13 protein-coding genes and 1 pseudogene are annotated in these 16,660 nt (G+C 70.4%); 8 read left to right on the forward strand and 6 right to left on the reverse strand.

Translation table 11 applies throughout. The features are described from left to right. On the reverse strand, positions 1-1,497 hold the full coding sequence (locus FR742_RS24185; protein ID WP_148033058.1) for a histidine kinase: 1,497 nt from the start codon (positions 1,495-1,497) through the stop codon (positions 1-3). A 969-nt stretch (positions 1,498-2,466) separates the two neighbouring features. On the opposite strand from FR742_RS24185, the gene FR742_RS24190 reads away from it, so the two are divergent. Next, on the forward strand, positions 2,467-2,883 hold the full coding sequence (locus FR742_RS24190; RefSeq protein ID WP_148033059.1) for a hypothetical protein: 417 nt from the start codon (positions 2,467-2,469) through the stop codon (positions 2,881-2,883). A 165-nt stretch (positions 2,884-3,048) separates the two neighbouring features. On the opposite strand, the gene FR742_RS24195 is transcribed toward FR742_RS24190, so the two are convergent. From FR742_RS24195 to FR742_RS24205, 3 genes are all read right to left on the reverse strand, one after another. Continuing rightward, entirely contained in the window at positions 3,049-3,420 is a 372-nt protein-coding gene (locus tag FR742_RS24195) for a helix-turn-helix domain-containing protein (protein WP_148033060.1), read from the reverse strand. A gap of 496 nt (positions 3,421-3,916) precedes the next feature. Further along, on the reverse strand, positions 3,917-5,158 hold the full coding sequence (locus tag FR742_RS24200) for an NAD(P)-binding domain-containing protein (protein WP_148033061.1): 1,242 nt from the start codon (positions 5,156-5,158) through the stop codon (positions 3,917-3,919). A gap of 10 nt (positions 5,159-5,168) precedes the next feature. Further along, on the reverse strand, positions 5,169-5,717 hold the full coding sequence (locus tag FR742_RS24205; protein ID WP_148033062.1) for an OsmC family protein: 549 nt from the start codon (positions 5,715-5,717) through the stop codon (positions 5,169-5,171). 80 nt (positions 5,718-5,797) lie between these two features. On the opposite strand from FR742_RS24205, the gene FR742_RS24210 reads away from it, so the two are divergent. The 5 genes from FR742_RS24210 (at position 5,798) to FR742_RS24230 (ending at position 13,267) form a co-directional block, all read left to right on the forward strand. Next, positions 5,798-7,018, forward strand: a complete 1,221-nt coding sequence (locus tag FR742_RS24210) for a homoserine O-acetyltransferase (protein WP_148033063.1) — start codon at positions 5,798-5,800, stop codon at positions 7,016-7,018. Positions 7,019-7,037: 19 nt separating this feature from the next. Beyond that, on the forward strand, positions 7,038-8,375 hold the full coding sequence (locus FR742_RS24215) for an O-acetylhomoserine aminocarboxypropyltransferase/cysteine synthase family protein (RefSeq protein WP_148033064.1): 1,338 nt from the start codon (positions 7,038-7,040) through the stop codon (positions 8,373-8,375). Continuing rightward, positions 8,372-8,854 (forward strand): CoA-binding protein, encoded by a 483-nt coding sequence (locus FR742_RS24220; RefSeq protein WP_148033065.1) that lies wholly within the window; start codon positions 8,372-8,374, stop codon positions 8,852-8,854. The genes FR742_RS24215 and FR742_RS24220 overlap by 4 nt, the downstream gene beginning before the upstream one ends. Positions 8,855-9,158: 304 nt before the next feature. Further along, on the forward strand, positions 9,159-10,544 hold the full coding sequence (locus FR742_RS24225; protein ID WP_148033066.1) for a glycoside hydrolase family 43 protein: 1,386 nt from the start codon (positions 9,159-9,161) through the stop codon (positions 10,542-10,544). Continuing rightward, complete coding sequence (locus tag FR742_RS24230) at positions 10,541-13,267, forward strand: beta-L-arabinofuranosidase domain-containing protein (RefSeq protein WP_148033067.1); 2,727 nt, start codon at positions 10,541-10,543, stop codon at positions 13,265-13,267. Before FR742_RS24225 ends, FR742_RS24230 begins: the two co-directional genes overlap by 4 nt. Positions 13,268-13,270: 3 nt before the next feature. On the opposite strand, the gene FR742_RS24235 is transcribed toward FR742_RS24230, so the two are convergent. Continuing rightward, a complete protein-coding gene (locus tag FR742_RS24235) occupies positions 13,271-13,978 on the reverse strand; it encodes an SPFH domain-containing protein (protein ID WP_148033068.1) in 708 nt (235 codons plus the stop codon). A gap of 298 nt (positions 13,979-14,276) precedes the next feature. Here FR742_RS24235 and FR742_RS45940 point away from each other — a divergent pair, with 298 nt between their 5' ends. Further along, positions 14,277-15,374: a glycosyltransferase family 2 protein gene (locus FR742_RS45940; protein ID WP_261808715.1), complete on the forward strand. Its 1,098-nt coding sequence runs from the start codon at positions 14,277-14,279 to the stop codon at positions 15,372-15,374. On the opposite strand, the pseudogene FR742_RS45945 reads toward FR742_RS45940, so the two are convergent. Beyond that, positions 15,338-15,460, reverse strand: a pseudogene (locus tag FR742_RS45945) (hypothetical protein); the annotation flags it as partial. The gene FR742_RS45940 and the pseudogene FR742_RS45945 sit on opposite strands and share 37 nt — an antisense overlap. Before the next feature lie 86 nt (positions 15,461-15,546). On the opposite strand from FR742_RS45945, the gene FR742_RS24250 reads away from it, so the two are divergent. Then, on the forward strand, positions 15,547-16,593 hold the full coding sequence (locus FR742_RS24250) for an iron-containing redox enzyme family protein (protein WP_222709039.1): 1,047 nt from the start codon (positions 15,547-15,549) through the stop codon (positions 16,591-16,593). Positions 16,594-16,660 lie beyond the last annotated feature (67 nt).

A 16,660-nucleotide genomic window follows, 5' to 3' on the forward strand; every position in this document is an offset into this window, starting at 1 on the left:
TCAATTCCCTTCGGTGATGTCGTGCTGCTGGGTCGGGAGCGCTTCGCGGCGGCCCGCTTCGGCTCCGATCTGGAAGTCCCCCCACCGCTTCTGGGCCGCCTCCGGGGTGGTGAGCACCTTGCCGTCGGGGCCCTGGGAACCGCCCGCGCCGGGCCGGGGGCCGGACGCGGGGCGCGGCGGCGACTGGCGGCGACGCTGCGGCAGCGGGGCCAGGTCCTCTCCTGTCTGTTGCCGCGTCTCCGCCGCGGGCTCGGTCCGCGCGAACGAGGCGACGGGCGCTGGCGCCACGGGCTCCGGCCGGAAGGCGGGGGCCGCGGCGCGGACCGGCTCGGGCGCCAGCACCGACGGCCGGCTGTCCTCCGGCATCTCCACGAGCAGGGCGGTGGGGATGTTCAGCACGGCCTGCACGCCGCCGAAGGCGCTCTTCTTGACCGTGACCTGCAGGCCGTAGTGCGCGACCTGGCGGCCGATGGCGGCCCAGCCGGTGTGGGGCGGGTTGCCCAGGTCGACGAGGCGGGCCGGCTGGGTGCCGCTCAGCAGGCGGGTGGCGCGGGCGTACTGCTCCTCGTTGAGTCCGACACCGGCGTCGTCGATGACGATGGCGGCGCCGTTGTTGGTCTCGTGCACGGCGATGGTCACCTTGAGCGTGCCGTAGGAGTGGTGGACCGCGTTGGCCAGCAGCTCGGCGGTGATGAACAGGATCGACTCCGCGGCGCGGGCGGCGACCCCGATCCGGCGGCGCAGGTGGTTGGCGGGGCCCTCGATGCGCTGCTCGAAGTTCTCCACCCGGGAGATGGCGCCCACCATCAGGTCCACCAGGTAGGTGTCGTCACGCGACAGGCCGGGCGTGGCGCCGCACGCGATGCCGGTCACCTGGACGCGGCGGATGATCAGTTCGTTGAACATGTCGAGTCCCAGCACCTCGCGCAGGAGCGCGGTGTGCTCGTCGCCGCTGTAGCGCTGTTGCACACCGGCGAGCAGGTCCTGGGCGCGCAGCGCCTGGGTCTGCACGCGGGACATCGCGCCCCTGATGACCGCCTGGGCCGCTTCGTCGATACGCTCGCCCTCCTCTCTGACGCCGCGGGTGAACGCGTCGAGGAGGGCGCGGTGCTGCCTGTCGACGTCCGTGCCCGCGAGCGCCTGGTGCTGCACGCCGGGCACGATCACGTGCGGGCTGCGCAGGTGGGACAGCAGGGCGGGGACGCGCTTGGTGATCAGGTGCTCGGTCTCGGCGCGGACGAGCTCCTGCTGGGCGCGGGCCTCGCGCAGCAGCTCCGCGCTCTCCTGGGCCTGGCGCTCCGCATGGGCCAGGCGCTGCTCGGTGTTGCTGGTCTCGCGCGTCCGATGTTCGTGTTCCTGACGGGCCTGGGCGAGCTGCCCGCGGGCCTGGGCGAGATCGCGGCGTACGCGCACGAGGTGGAGGAGGACGCCCACGAGGGCCAGGGCGAGCACCAGGGCGATGATCGCTGCGGGAACGCTGAAGGAGTCTGGCGGCATGACAAGTCCTGGGGTCGAGGAGAGCCGGCGGAAAGATGTCGACCGCCGAAGAGTTTGCTAGCGGCGCGTGGGGTTCTCGCGCGGCGTCCGGCCTGGACCGCGTCGGCGTTGACCGCGCCCTTCCGCGACGTGGGCACGGCTGCGTGCCCGGTGCGGCTCTGCCTGAGGCAGGGCGAGGCCAAGCGACATGTGCATCCTCAGTCTCAGTCGAACGACGGCCAACAGGGAAACCAGTATTCCCGCTTGGTCACGATAGTCAACCGTGTGTAAGGTCTTCAGTGCATTCCGTCGCGCAAATTGTCCCGATTTGTTCTGATTGCGGTGGCGTCGGGACTAATGGGCGCAGAGCAGGTCGCCGACCCCATGGAACCGGGCCCCTCCCCCGCCCACTCCGGCCGGCACCGCCTGATGCGGGCCGTCCGGGTGGTCCGCGGCGGCCGGCTTCACCCTCCAGGCCGGGGAGATCGCCTTCGTCGCCCTGTTCGCCGAGGAGCTCGGACAGTCGGGCGAGCAGCTCGACCGCGCCGAGGCGGGCTGAGCGGGGACTCGGCCGGTCGAGGCCCTCCATCATCGGGAACGTTGATCCCCTTTTCTCACCCGTACGATCACCATAAATGGATAAAGAAGTCCCATTGGGAAGATGTTCCGCTTCGACCCGGGCAATGCCCATTTTGAACACCTTTGGAGAAATGCGGGCGAGAAGCGAAGGTTCTGAACATAAGAACCGAATAGGGTGTTTTTAGGTACACGCCTGAGCTGCCCGAATCGCTGAATCACCGGGAGACAGCGTCCGGACGAATTCGGCGCACAGGCGGGGCCGCGCAAGCGGGCCACCTCGCAAGCTCTGCCGTGCGAAGGGAGCCGGCAATGACCAATCCACGCTACGCACGACCGCAGGAGACGTCCCGAGGTCAGGTGCCTCCACAAGCCCGTCAGGAAACGCCGCAACAGGCTCCTGCCCGGCCCACGATGGAGGCGCCCCAGCCGACCGGCTGGGTCGGCTGGGTGGCACTCGCCGGCATCGGGATGATGATCCTGGGATGCTTCCAGGCCTTCATGGGCCTGGTGGGGATCTTCAACACCGACTTCTACGTCGTCACCGCCAACAACCTGGCGATTCCCGTCAACTACACGTTCTGGGGATGGTTCCACCTGGTCATGGGTGTGGTCGTCTTCCTCGCCGGCGTCGCCGTCATGACGGGCAAGACCTGGGGACGAGTGGTCGGCATCACCCTCGCCGCCCTCCAGGCGCTCGTCAACTTCGCCTGGCTGCCCGCCTACCCGGTCTGGTCGACGATCGTCATCGTCTTCGACGTCCTCGTCATCTACGCGCTGGCCGTCCACGGGAGGGAGATGAAGGCGTTCGACCGCGGCGCTGTCCCATAGGACGCTGATCGAGGAATCGGCGCTGCTTCGGCGGCGCCGATTTCTTGCCGTCCGTCGGCGGGCAACGGTCCAGCGCGAGCCAGGATGCCACGTCGGTTCCCCTCGGGAGGGATGGCCTGGTCAGCGCGGTCGGAGACCAGGCCGCAGGGTGGCGAAGCCGCCGCGTCAGTCTCCGGTCTTGCGCTCGCGTTCGTACGCGGCGTTGATGCGCAGCGCCTCGGCGAGCTGGTCTTCCAGGACGATGATCCGGCAGGCGGCTTCCACGGGGGTGCCCTGGTCGACGAGTTCCCTGGCACGGGCCGCGAGGCGCAGCTGGTAGCGGGAGTAGCGGCGGTGGCCGCCGCTGGAGCGTCTCGGCTCGATCAGCTTGGCGGTGCCGAGGGCCCGCAGGAACGTGGGGGTGACACCGAGCATCTCGGCTGCCGCACCCATGCTGTAGGCGGGGTAGTCCTCATCCTCGAACCGATCGTCGGCCTCGTGTGTGACGCTGCCCGCGGTGCCGCCCGGGCGGGCGCCGGGTGTGTGGGTTTGATCCATAGATGCCTTTCATCATGCGAACAAGGGCCCCGGCGCCTGTATGCGCCGGGGCCCGAAGAGGTTCAACACCATCTACCGGCCATTCGGCCGGCCTACTGTATTCCGCATCCGCCCTGATGTGCGGCGGTGATGCGGGGATCGCGAATGCGTGACCGTAGACCACCTTCCAATCTTGTGGAACTGCGGCACCCGTCCGGCGGGACTCAGCCGGCGACGGGCGATCCTTCGATGGCGTTCAACACTCCCTTCCTCAACTTGCCGGACTGACTGTCCACTTCCACTTCGGCAGCGCGTCCACGATCAGGACCCCTTACCACTGCGTTGGCCCATCACGTCCGACCTTCTGCCTTCACCTACTCAAACCTCGTCACGGGCAGTTCGTCGTGTTGCGGTAACTCTTCTGCTGCCCGGCGGATCCGTTCCTTTCGATGACAAGAACTCTAGCGCGTACGCCTTCGGATGTCTACTACGGCGAACATAGATTTTCGGTAGGGGCTCAGCTACGTACGGCCAGGTCCTGGGCGAGGTGGCCGATGACGTCGCGCGCGTCGTCCTCGATGCCGTTGATGAAGGTGGATCTGCGCCGCCGCAGCATGGGCAGGCCCAGCGCGTACAGTCCCGGGCTGTCGACCACGCCGCCGTCGTGGCGCAGCCGGCCCTTCTCGTCGACCACGGGCACGTCCAGCCAGCCGTAATCGGGCCGGAAACCCGTCGCCCACACGATCGTGCGGATCTCGCCGCTGTTCAGATCGAGCTGCAGGCGCGCCGACTCGGGCACCCGGGTCGGCTCGAAGCTCTCGGGCGGGCCGACCTCGGCCTCGCGGCCGGACGTGCGCGCCCACGCGTCGAAGCCGTCGAGCAGGCGCCTCATCTTGAGGTCCGCGAGCGAGAACACGTTGCGCAGGCCGCCGGAGAACAGCGCGCGGCCGTCGCGCACGGCCGCCCAGCGGCCCACCAGCTCGACGCCCATCGCGGTGAGCGCGTTGAGGTCGAGCGTCGCGCGCTCGGGGGTGCCGACGAGCTGGGGCGAGGGCAGCCGCCTGGCCCGCGTGAGATCGTCGACCTCGTCGTAGCGCTGGTCCCACACGCCGGAGGCGTCCATCCACCACAGCACGTCGCGCCCGCGGTAGGTGCGGGGCAGCCGCACGTGCTCGCCCACCGAGAGGATCACCGGCCGGCCCGACCTGCGCAGCTCGGCGGCCAGTTGCACGCCGGTCGCCGACGCGCCCACGACGAGCACGCCGCCGTCGGGGAGCTGACCGGGCTCGCGGTAGCCGAACGGCGTCAGCTGCCGCACGGAGGACGGCACCGCCTCGCTGAACTTCGGCACCACCGGCTGGTTGCAGGCACCGCTGGCGATGACGACCGCCCGGCAGCCGATCTCGCCGTGGTCCGTCGTCACGTCGTATCCGCCGTCGGTCCGCCGGACGGACGTGACGTTGGTGCTCGTTCGTACGGGAGCGCCGGAGAGCACGGCGAAACGCTCGATGAACTCGGTCACCTCCCCCATGGTCATGTAGCCGTCGGGGTCCGGGCCCTCGTAGCCGAGGCCGGGCAGGCGGCTCTGCCAGTTGGGGGTGAGCAGGCGGAAGGAGTCCCAGCGCTCGCGCCGCCAGGAGTTCGCCACCTCGCCGCGCTCCAGCACGACATGATCGATCGAACGGTCGCCGAGGAAGCGGCTCGCCGCGAGGCCCGCGTGCCCCGCCCCGATGACGACCGTTGTGACACGCTCGCTGATGACTCGGCCCTCAGGCGACTTCGACGGTGACGTCTGTCGGGTTGGTGATGGCGTCGAACACGGCCGAGCGCTTCTGCGACTGGGCCACCAGCGCCTCGATGTCCTGCTTCGAGGCGTCCGCGTCGATGTTGAAGGTCACCTTGATGTCGGTGAAGCCGTTGCGGACGTCGGCGTCGGCGCCGAGGATCCCGCGGATGTCGTGCTTGCCTTCGAGCGTCGCCTCGACCGAGCGCAGCTGGATGCCGCGGTTCTGCGCGACGGACGCGACGCCGGCCGTCAGGCAGCTGGCCAGGCCGACGAGGAGGTACTCGATCGGCGTGATGCCGTTGTCCTCGGCCGCGAAGACGTCAGGGTGGTCGGCGTCGAACACCGCTTCGTTCTTGTGGGTCTGCTCCTGCCCCAGACCGAAGAACTCCTTGACGGTGGTGGTGCTGTGGACGCCGTTCTGCCACTTGGAGGACGCCCGCCAGACGAACTGCGCGGCCTCCGGCGCGGTCTTCAGCACCTCGCGCGCGTCCAGCAGCGCCTGCACGTTCACTCCGTTGGCGACAGTCGTCATGTCCCGCACCCTTCGGCTACTTCCTGTACTTCCAGTAGGTATTTGACCATACACCCACGGTGGCGGCTACCATAGCTCCCATGTCACAGCCAGCCTCGACGCTCGCGGCCGGCATGGCCGGCACGGCCGGCACCGTGGAAACCCAGTATCTCGACCTGCCGCAGCCTGTCCCCCTCGACTGCGGCAGAGATCTGCACCCGGTGCGCGTAGCGTATGAGACCTACGGAGTCCTCTCGCCCCAGCGCGACAACGTCATCCTCGTGTGCCACGCGCTCAGCGGCGACGCCCACGCCGCGGGCCTGGCCAAGGTGCCGTCCGAGGAGAGCACCCGCGACGGGTTCGGGGCCGCCGACCGCGACGGCGCCGCCGGCAAGGGGCTCGGCTGGTGGGACGGGATGATCGGCCCCGGCAAGGCCTTCGACACCGACCGCTTCTTCGTCATCTGCACCAACCTGCTCGGCGGCTGCGGCGGCACGACGGGCCCGTCGTCCATCGACCCGGCGACGGGCAGGCCGTACGGGGCGGACTTCCCCGTGATCACGGTGGCGGACATGGTACGGACCCAGCGCGCGTTCCTGGACGTCCTGGGCATCGAGCGGCTCGCGGCGGTGGCCGGGGGCTCGCTCGGCGGGATGCAGGCCATGGAGTGGGCGGTCCTGTACCCCGACCAGGTCGACGCCGTCGTGGCGATCGCCAGCACGCACGCGCTCCACCCGCAGGGCATGGCCTGGAACGCGATCGCGCGTGACTCGATCATGCGTGACCCCGCCTGGCAGGGCGGCCACTACTACGGCACGGGCCGGGCGCCCGACGGCGGCATGGGCGTGGCCAGGATGGTCGGCCACATCACCTACCTGTCCGCGCCGGCGCTCGACGACAAGTTCGGCAGGCGGCTGCAGTTCGCCGACGACCTCCGCTACACGATCACCGAGCCGGAGTTCGAGGTGGAGAGCTACCTGCGCCACCAGGCCGGCTCGTTCGTCAAGCGCTTCGACGCCAACACCTACCTCTACATCTCGCGCGCGCTGACGTACTTCGACCTCGCGCGGCAGCACGGCGGCGGATCGCTGACGCGGGCGCTCGAAGGCGTCGGCGCGCGGACGCTGCTGATCGCCTTCAGCTCCGACTGGCTCTACCCGCCGCAGGCGTCGGAGGAGGTCGCGCGGGCGCTGCGCGACCTCGGCAAGCCGGTCGAGTTCGAGGTGATCGAGGCACCGTACGGCCACGACTGCTTCCTGCTCGAAGAAGCGCGCCAGACTCCCATGATCCGCCGGTTCCTGGCTCAGGGCGGGACCGGATGACGTCGAAGAAGAGGCCTTCGTGACCGACCAGTTTTCCCGTGCCGAACAAGCCCGCGAGTTCGGGTTCGAGACCCGGCAACTGCACGCCGGGCAGCGGCCGGACCCGAACACCGGCGCCCGCGCCGTGCCGATCTTCCAGACGACCAGCTACGTCTTCGAAGATCCCGAGTCCGCGGCGGCGTACTTCAACCTGCAGGAGTACGGCAACACCTACTCGCGCATCATGAACCCCACCGTCGCGGTGTTCGAGGAGCGGGTGGCGAACCTGGAGGGCGGCTGCGGCGCGGTGGCGTTCGCCAGCGGGATCGCCGCGCAGGCGGCCGCGCTCTTCACGCTGCTGGAGCCGGGCGACCACGTCGTCTCGTCCTCGGCGCTGTACGGCGGGACGGTCAACCAGTTCAAGCACCTGCTGCGCAAGATGAACGTGGAGCTGACCTGGGTCGATCCGGACGATCCCGACGCGTGGCGCCAGGCGGTGCGCCCGAACACGAAGGCGTTCTTCGGCGAGACGATCGGCAACCCCGCCGGCAACGTGCTGGACATCGAGACCGTGGCGGCCATCGCGCATGAGCACGGGCTGCCGCTGATCGTGGACAACACGTTCGCGACGCCTTACCTGTGCCGCCCGATCCAGTGGGGCGCCGACATCGTGATCCACTCGGCGACCAAGTTCATCGGCGGCCACGGCACGAGCATCGGCGGCGTGGTCGTCGAGTCCGGCGCGTTCGACTGGTCCAACGGGCGGTTCCCGGTGGTGGCGGACCCGTCTCCGGCCTACCACGGCCTGCGTTTCCACGAGACGTTCGGCACGTACGGCTATCTGATGAAGCTGCGCGCGGAGACCCTGCGCGACCTCGGGGCGGCGCTCTCGCCGTTCAACGCCTTCCTGTTCCTGCAAGGGCTGGAGACCCTGTCGCTGCGGATGGACCGCCACGTCGAGAACGCGCGGGCGGTCGCGGCCTTCCTGGAGTCGCACGAGCTGGTCTCCAACGTGAGCTATGCCGGCCTGCCTGGCAGCAGATACCGACCGCTGGTGGAGAAGTACCTCCCGCGCGGCGCCGGCGCGGTGTTCTCCTTCGACTGCGCGGGCGGCCGGGAGGGCGGGCAGAGCCTGATCGGCGGGCTGACGCTCTGGTCGCACCTGGCGAACGTCGGCGACGCGAAGAGCCTGGTCATCCACCCCGCGAGCACGACGCACCGCCAGCTCGGCGACGCCGAGCTGCGGGCGGCCGGCGTCGGGCCGGGCACGGTGCGGCTGTCGGTCGGCACCGAGTCCGTCGAGGACCTGATCTGGGATCTGGAGCAGGGGTTCGCCCGCGTCGCCAAGGCGATCGGGGAGAAGGAGGAGACGGCATGACCGAGCTCGGGCGTTACCAGGACCCGCTGACGATCCAGCGCGTGCTCCACGCCACCAGGTCGATCGCGATCGTGGGCCTGTCCGGCAACGAGCTGCGGGCCAGCTACTTCGTCGGCTACTACCTCAAGCGGCACGGCTACCAGGTGATCCCGGTGAACCCCCGGGAGAAGGAGATCCTCGGGGAGACCTGCTACCCGAGCCTGCGCGACGTGCCCGTCCCGGTCGACCTGGTGAACGTCTTCCGCGCGCCGGACGCGCTGCCCGCCATCGCCGAGGAGGCCGTGGCGATCGACACCGGCGCCCTGTGGTGCCAGTTCGGCGTGATCAACGAAGAAGGCGCGCGGATCGCCGAGGACGGCGGCGTGACCGTGATCATGGACCGCTGCATCAAGGTCGAGCACGCGCGCTACGTCGGCCGGATGCACTGGCTCGGCTTCAACACCCAGCGCATCACGTCCGTCCGCGCCGGGCTCCAGTAGTCACGCGCTCCGCCGGGTCGTCCCGTCGCGAACGCGACGGGCTCGGCGACGGCGGCCGCCGGTGAAAGTTTCACGTCGCGGACGGTACGGCGCGGTCCGCTTCACCGGGAAACTCCAGATGCGGGCGCTTCGGGGGCAGGTCTGCACCGCCGGTGCGGATCGCCCCCGTTGACGTCGGGGCGGGGTGTCGGATGTACTCCGCGACGACGCACCCACCGGAGCAGGCCATGTGGTTCGGCGGAAAGAAATGGTAGCGCTAACACATGCTGTGGCCGTCCGCTCCGATCTAGCCAAGGAGCCCTGGATGTCCCTGAGCCGCAGGCAGTTCGGCAAGGCCGCCCTGGCCTCGGCCGCGCTGGCGGCCACCGGTGTGGCCGGTTTTCCCCGCGCGGCGCAGGCGGCCGGCACCGCCTACGTGTTCGCGTACTTCACCGAGTCCCCCAACCAGTCGGCCGCCGACTACGGCCTGCACCTCGCGGTCAGCCGGGACGGCCTGAACTGGGCGCCGCTCAACCAGAACAACCCCGTCGCGACTCCGACCGCCGGGCAGCAGGGCCTGCGCGACCCCCAGATCCACCGCAAGCTCGACGGCGCCTTCGTGGTGATCGCCACCGACCTGAAGGGCCTCGACTTCGGCACGACCAGCCAGTATCTGCACGTCTGGGACTCGGCCGACCTGACCGCCTTCACCGGCTACCGGCGGCTGCGCATGCACACCACCAGCGGCCACACCTGGGCGCCCACGGTCTTCCGCGACGCCTCGCGGGGCCAGTACGGCATCGTCTACTCGTTCAACACCGGCGGCCGGGACATCCTGGCGGTCAACTACACCAGCGACTTCCAGTCGGTCAGCGCCCAGCAGCCGTTCTTCAGCCCCGCCTTCAACGTGCTCGACGGGGACATCGTCGTCGACGGCGGCACGACGTACCTCTACTACAAGAACCTCAACGACGGGAACCTCTACGGCGCCCGCTCGGCCACAGGACAGCCGAACAGCTTCACCACGTACACCGGCGGCCTGCGGATGGGCAACGCGATCGAGGCGCCGCTGCTGCAGAAGACCAACGAAGGCGGCTGGCGGCTGTGGGGCGACTCCTTCAGCCCGGTCAACAACGACTACTACCTGTGGTCGTCGTCGAACATCGGCGCCGGCGCGTGGACGGCGGCCAACCAGCGGGACTACACCCCGCCGCTGAACTCCAAGCACGGCTCGATCGCCTCGATCACCGACGCCGAGTACAACGCGATGGTCGCGCGGTGGGGGCTGCCGAACTGGGTGCGGCTGAAGTCGTACAACTTCCCCGACTATTTCGTCCGGCACGCCGACCGGGTGGGACGCATCGACCCCTACCCGTTCGACCCGCACCAGGATCAGTTGTGGCGGATGGTGCCGGGGCTGGCCGATCCGGCCGGGGTCTCGTTCCAGTCGGTGAACGTGCCGGGCAACTACCTGCGGCACAGCAACTACGCGGTCCGGCTCGACCCCGACGACGGCTCGTCCGTGTTCCGCGCCGACGCCACCTTCCACCGCGTGGCCGGGCTGGCGGACGGCGGCTGGTCGTCGTTCCGGTCGCACAACTTCCCGACCCACCACCTGCGGCACCAGGGGTACGTGCTGCGCATCGACCCGGTCAGCTCCTCGTCGAGCGCCACCGACCGCCAGGACGCGACCTTCCGGGTGGCCTCATGAGCGAGATCAGCCGCCGCCGGCTCTTCCAGGCCACGGGTGCCGCCGTCGCGCTCTCGGCCGCCGGCCAGGTGGCCGGCGCCTCCCCCGCGTCCGCGGCCGCGCTGCCGTGGGCCAGATCCGACATCGGCGTCTCGGCCCACGCCTTCGACCTCGGCCAGGTCCGGCTGACCTCCGGGCGCTGGCTGGACAACCAGAACCGCACCCTGAACTACCTGCGCTTCGTCGACGTCGACCGGCTGCTGTACGTCTTCCGGGCCAACCACCGCCTGCCGACCGGCGGCGCGGCGGCCAACGGCGGCTGGGACGCGCCCGGCTTCCCGTTCCGGTCGCACATGCAGGGCCACTTCCTGACGGCGTGGGCGCAGGCCTACGCCGTGCTCGGCGACACCACCTGCCGGGACAAGGCCGTCCACATGGTCACCGAGCTGGCCCGGTGCCAGGCCAACAACGCCGCCGCCGGGTTCACCGCCGGTTACCTGTCGGGCTTCCCCGAGTCCGACATCACCGCTGTGGAGAACCGCACGCTGACCAACGGCAACGTCCCGTACTACTGCATCCACAAGACGCTGGCCGGGCTGCTGGACGTGTGGCGGCTGATCGGCGACACCCGGGCCAGGACCGTGCTGCTCGCCCTGGCGGGATGGGTGGACACCCGCACCTCGCGGCTCGGCGCGAGCCAGCTGCAGGCCATGCTCGGCACCGAGTTCGGCGGCATGAACGCGGTGCTGACCGACCTGTACCAGATGACCGGCGACTCCCGGTGGCTGACCACGGCCCAGCGGTTCGACCACGCGGCCGTGTTCAACCCGCTGGCCGCGGGCCAGGACCAGCTCAACGGGCTGCACGCCAACACGCAGGTGCCCAAGTGGATCGGGGCGGCCCGCGAGTACAAGGCGACCGGCACCACCCGCTATCGCGACATCGCCGCGAACGCCTGGTCGATCACCGTCGGCGCGCACACGTACGCGAACGGCTCCAACAGCCAGGCCGAGCACTTCCGCGCCCCGAACGCGATCGCCGCCCACCTGACCAGGGACACCGGCGAGGCGTGCAACACCTACAACATGCTGAAGCTGACCCGGGAGCTGTGGCTGCTGTCGCCGACCCGGGCCGACTACTTCGACTACTACGAGAACGCCCTGCTCAACCATCTGATCGGGCAGCAGAACCCGGCCGACGCGCGCGGGCACGTCACGTACTTCACCCCGCTCAACCCCGGCGGGCGCCGGGGCGTCGGCCCGGCCTGGGGCGGCGGCACCTGGAGCACGGACTACGACTCCTTCTGGTGCTGCCAGGGCACCGGCATCGAGACCAACACCAAGCTGATGGACTCGATCTACTTCTACGACGGCACCACGCTGTTCGTGAACCTGTTCGCGCCCTCCACCCTCGACTGGAGCCAGCGCGGCATCACGGTCACCCAGACGACCTCGTACCCGGTCGGCGACACCACGTCGCTGCGGGTCACCGGCGAGGTGGGCGGGACGTGGACGATGCGCGTCCGCATCCCGGCGTGGACCCAGGGCGCGACGATCAGCGTCAACGGGGTGCAGCAGAACATCCCTGTCACCCCGGGCAGCTACGCCGGCCTCACCCGGTCGTGGGCGCCGGGCGACACCGTGACCGTGCGGCTGCCCATGCGGGTGGTCATGAAGGCCGCCAACGACAACCCTGGTCTGCAGGCCGTCACCTACGGCCCGGTCGTACTGTCGGGCGACTACGGCAACACCGGCCTGTCGTCCGCCCCGGTCCTGGTCCCCTCGTCGATCACCCGTACGAGCACCTCGTCCCTGGCCTTCACGGCGACGGCCGGCGGGGCGACGGTGCGGCTGGGGCCGTTCCACGACGCGCACGGCCACAACTACGTCGTCTACTGGAACACCGGCGGTCAGGGCGGCACCGGCTCCGGCTTCCGGCTGCTCAACGCGGCCAGCGGGCTGGTCCTCGGCATCCAGGACATGTCCACCGCCGACGGCGCCCCGGCGCTCCAGTGGACCGACAACGGCACCGCCGACCACGACTGGGTCCCGATCGTCGACGGCGACGCCCTGCGGTTCCGCAACGCGCACAGCGGCAAGGTGCTCGGGGTCGAGAACATGTCGGCCGCCGACAACGCCCGGGTGGTCCAGTGGGACGACAACGGCACCGCCGACCACCGCTGGACGGTCACCGACACCGGCGACGGCTCGGTCAAGATCCGCAACGTCCACAGCGGCAAGCTGCTCGGCGTACAGAACGGCTCGACGGCCAACGGCGCCCCGGTGGTCCAGGACTCCGACAACGGCGGCGCGGACAACCGGTGGCGGTTCGTGCCGAGCGGCGCCCGGCGCGTCCAGAACGTGGCCACCGGGATGGTGCTCGGCGTCACCGGCATGTCCACGGCAGACGGCGCGCTCGTCGTCCAGTGGGGCGACACCGGCACCGCCGACCACCTGTGGACGGCGGTCGTCGACACGGGCGGCTACCTGCGGCTGCGCAACGGCCACAGCCAGAAGGTGCTGGGTGTGGAGAACATGGGCACCGCCTCCGGATCGCGCGTCCTGCAGTGGGCCGACAACGGCACGGCCGACCACCGCTGGCGGCTGCGCCCCGGGCCGGGGGCCGCCTTCCGCATCCAGTGCGCCAACGGCGGCCGGGTCCTCGGCCTCGCCGGGACGTCCCAGGGCGCGCAGGTCGTGCTCGCCGACGAGGGAGCGGGCAACACCCTCTGGAGGTTCCTCTGAGGGCTACGCGGCGGCGGCCAGGCGGCGTTCCACGGCGGCCAGGCGGCGTTCGACCTCGGTCAGCCGGTCTGCCGTGGGACGGCCGCGCAGCAGGTCGGCGAGCTGGTCGGCCTCCTGCTGTTCGAGCTCCACGGTGTGCGCGGGCGTGTCGGGGTCCGCTTCGTCGTAGAGCAGGAGGGTGCGTCCGGCGGGAGTGACGATGACGGCGAGGTGGTCTCCCCGCCAGGTGTCGGTGTGATGGACGGTCCCTATGCCGGGGATGGTGTTGCTCGTGATCTTCATGGGTCTCCTTCCCTGTGACGTCATGCGGGCAGGCTCTCCTGCCGCCGGTCGCCCCTGCCCCACGCGATCAGATCGGCGCTGAGCGGGACCTGGATGTCGGTGATGTCGAGCAGCGTGACGCGTATCCCCCACTGCCGGGTCGTCTCGCTCACCTGGGCGGCCGTCGCGGGTGACGGCCTCCTTGCCGAACACGTCCAGCCCCGCCGTGCGCAGCGACACCCGTACGTCGCGCTCCAGGATCGGCCAGACGACCACGAGCCCCGGCCCCCGGACCCCCGTCACGCGGCCCAGCCTGCGCACCACCAGCCGCTCGTCCTCGCCGACGACGCGCACCACCCGGGCGATGAGCGCGGCGAGGAGCAGGAGGCCCAGCAGGAGCCACACGGCCGGCGCCTGCCACGTGACCGTCTGACCGTCCAGCGCGAACATGCCCTCATCCCCTGTCGACCTGGCTCGTCGTCGGCGCGAACCTCGTCACTTCAAGGAATTTCGAGCAATCGGGTCCGCTCACTTACCAGTTTGGCCCAGGAACAGGAATCCGGCTATCGGGGCCGGCACCCATTTCGCGGGGGCAAGACTATGTAGATTGTCGAATTCCACGGTGTAGCCGCACGTGGGGGCCGGGATTCAAGAGCCGGTCAACCGGTGAGCATTCTAACCTCGATTTATTCCCGGCACGCATCGGCCGTCGTTTCCTGAGGGCCTTCCCGGGTACGGTGCGACCGGCATGAGGGATGGAAGACGCCGCCTGATGGATTACGTGCTCCCGCTGCGCTGGGAGGACGACTCCGGCCTGGAGGAGCTGACCGCCTACCTGCGCGCCCTGAGCCGCCGCGTACGGGTGGTCGTGGTCGACGGTTCTCCCGCGCCGCTGTTCGAGCGCCACGCCGCCGCCTGGCGCGGCCTCGTGACGCACGCCCGCCCGGACACCGATCTGCTCCGCGCCAACGGCAAGGTCGGCGGCGTGCTGACCGGCATGCGGCTGGCCCGCGCCGAGCATGTGATCATCGCCGACGACGACGTGCGCTACGACGAGTGGGCCCTGGCCAGGGTGGATCGTCTCCTGGACGAGGCCGAGCTGGTCCGGCCGCAGAACTACTTCGCGCGACTGCCCTGGCACGCCCGCTGGGACACCGCCCGCACCCTGCTCAACCGCGGTCTGGGGGCCGACTATCCGGGCACGTTCGGGGTGCGCCGCTCGTTCTTCACCCGGATGGGCGGCTACGACGGCGACGTGCTGTTCGAGAATCTCGAACTCATCCGTACCGTACGCGCGCACGGCGGCAGGGAGCTGCGCCCGCTGGATCTCTACGTCCGGCGCCTGCCGCCCGACGCCGCCCGCTTCTGGAGCCAGCGCGTCCGGCAGGCGTACGACGACCTGGCGCAGCCCGGCCGCATGGCGCTGTTCCTGTCCGTGCTGCCGGCGCTGGCCTTCTGCCTGCTGCGCCGCCGGTATGTCCTGCCCGTGGCGGGCGCCGTACTGGCCGTGGGGGTGGCGGAGGCGGGGCGGCGCAGGGCGGGCGGGCGGCGCGTCTTCCCGGGCACGTCGGCGCTGTTCGCCCCGGTCTGGATCGTGGAGCGGGCGACGTGCGCCTGGCTCGCGGTCGGTGCCGCCGTGTGCGGCGGCGTGCCGTACGCCGGGCGCAGGCTCCGCCGGGCGGCCCACTCCGTACGGTGGCTGCGTCAGGCCGGGGCCTCGCGCTCGCTGGGCGCCCGGAAGCCGGCCACCTTGTGCGAGCCGTCGCAGAACGGCTTGACCGACGAGAACCCGCACCGGCACAGCGCGACCGTCGCCCGCCCCGCCGGGATCGGCACGCCGTCCTGAGTCACCAGCTCGAACGGCCCCCGGATCAGCAGGGGCCCGTCCTCGCAAGGCGTCACCGTCACCACGTCATCTCCCTGATGCGACATCCCACCCTTCTTCCCGGCGAAACAGGAGGGACACCCGGGTTTTGCGCGTCGGTCCCCGGGCAGTTCCCGGGCGAGAAGGGGGACGCGTGACAGCGGTTGATGCCAGGAGGGCCAGGAGGGAAGGTCGCGGCGCCACCGGGCGGGAGCCGGCCACGAGGCTGCCCGCTCCGCGCGGGCCGGTCACCGCGACGCTCTTCGACCGCCTGACCCGTCCGCCGGACGACAGCCCGATCCCGCTGGACGTCACCGGCGCCGAGCTGGGCGACGACGACTTCCAGCTCGCCCTGTTCGTCTGCTATGAGCTGCACTACCAGGGCTTCGACGACGTGGACGAGCGCTGGGAGTGGGCGCCGCCGCTGCTGGCCGCGCGCATGGAGCTGGAGCGGCGCTTCGAGGAGACGCTCGCGGCGGCCGTGCCCCGGCCGCCGCTCGACGGCCCGGTCGAGGTGCGGCGGGCGCTCAGGGAGCTGACCGCCGACGACGACGGCCCCTCCCTGTCCGCCTTCCTGTCCCGCCGGGCCGGCCTGGAGCAGTTCCGCGAGTTCGTCATCCACCGGTCGATCTACCACCTCAAGGAGGCGGACCCGCACACCTGGGCGATCCCCCGCCTCCGTGGCCGGCCGAAGGCCGCGCTGGTGGAGATCCAGGCCGACGAGTACGGCGGCGGCCGGGCCGAGCGCATGCACTCCGAGCTGTTCCGCGCCACCATGCGCGGCCTCGGCCTGGACGACTCCTACGGCGCCCACCTCGGCCGCGTGCCGGGCATCACGCTGGCCATCTCCAACGCCATGTCGCTGTTCGGCCTGCACCGGCGGCTGCGCGGCGCCCTGATCGGGCATCTCGCCGCGCTGGAGATGACCTCCTCCCTGCCCAACCGCCGCTACGCCATCGGGCTGCGCAGGCTCGGCGGCGACGACACCGCCGCGCTCTTCTACGACGAGCACGTGCAGGCCGACGCCGTGCACGAGCAGATCGCCTGCCACGACCTGTGCGAGAACTTCGCCGCCGAACACCCGTGGCTGGCCGGGGACGTCCTGTACGGGGCGGCGTGCGCGCTGCGGCTGGAACGCCTGTGGGCCGAGTACGTCCTCGGCCGCTGGGACGCGGGGCTAACGTCGTTGCGGCATCCCTGACGGGGGCTCGCCGATCTTCGTCACGTGAGGCATACTGTTGCCGCCTTAACAGTGATCATTGACTCAC

It is taken from the genome of Nonomuraea sp. C10 (assembly GCF_008017515.1).
GTDB classification, from domain to species: Bacteria; Actinomycetota; Actinomycetes; order Streptosporangiales; family Streptosporangiaceae; genus Nonomuraea; species Nonomuraea ferruginea.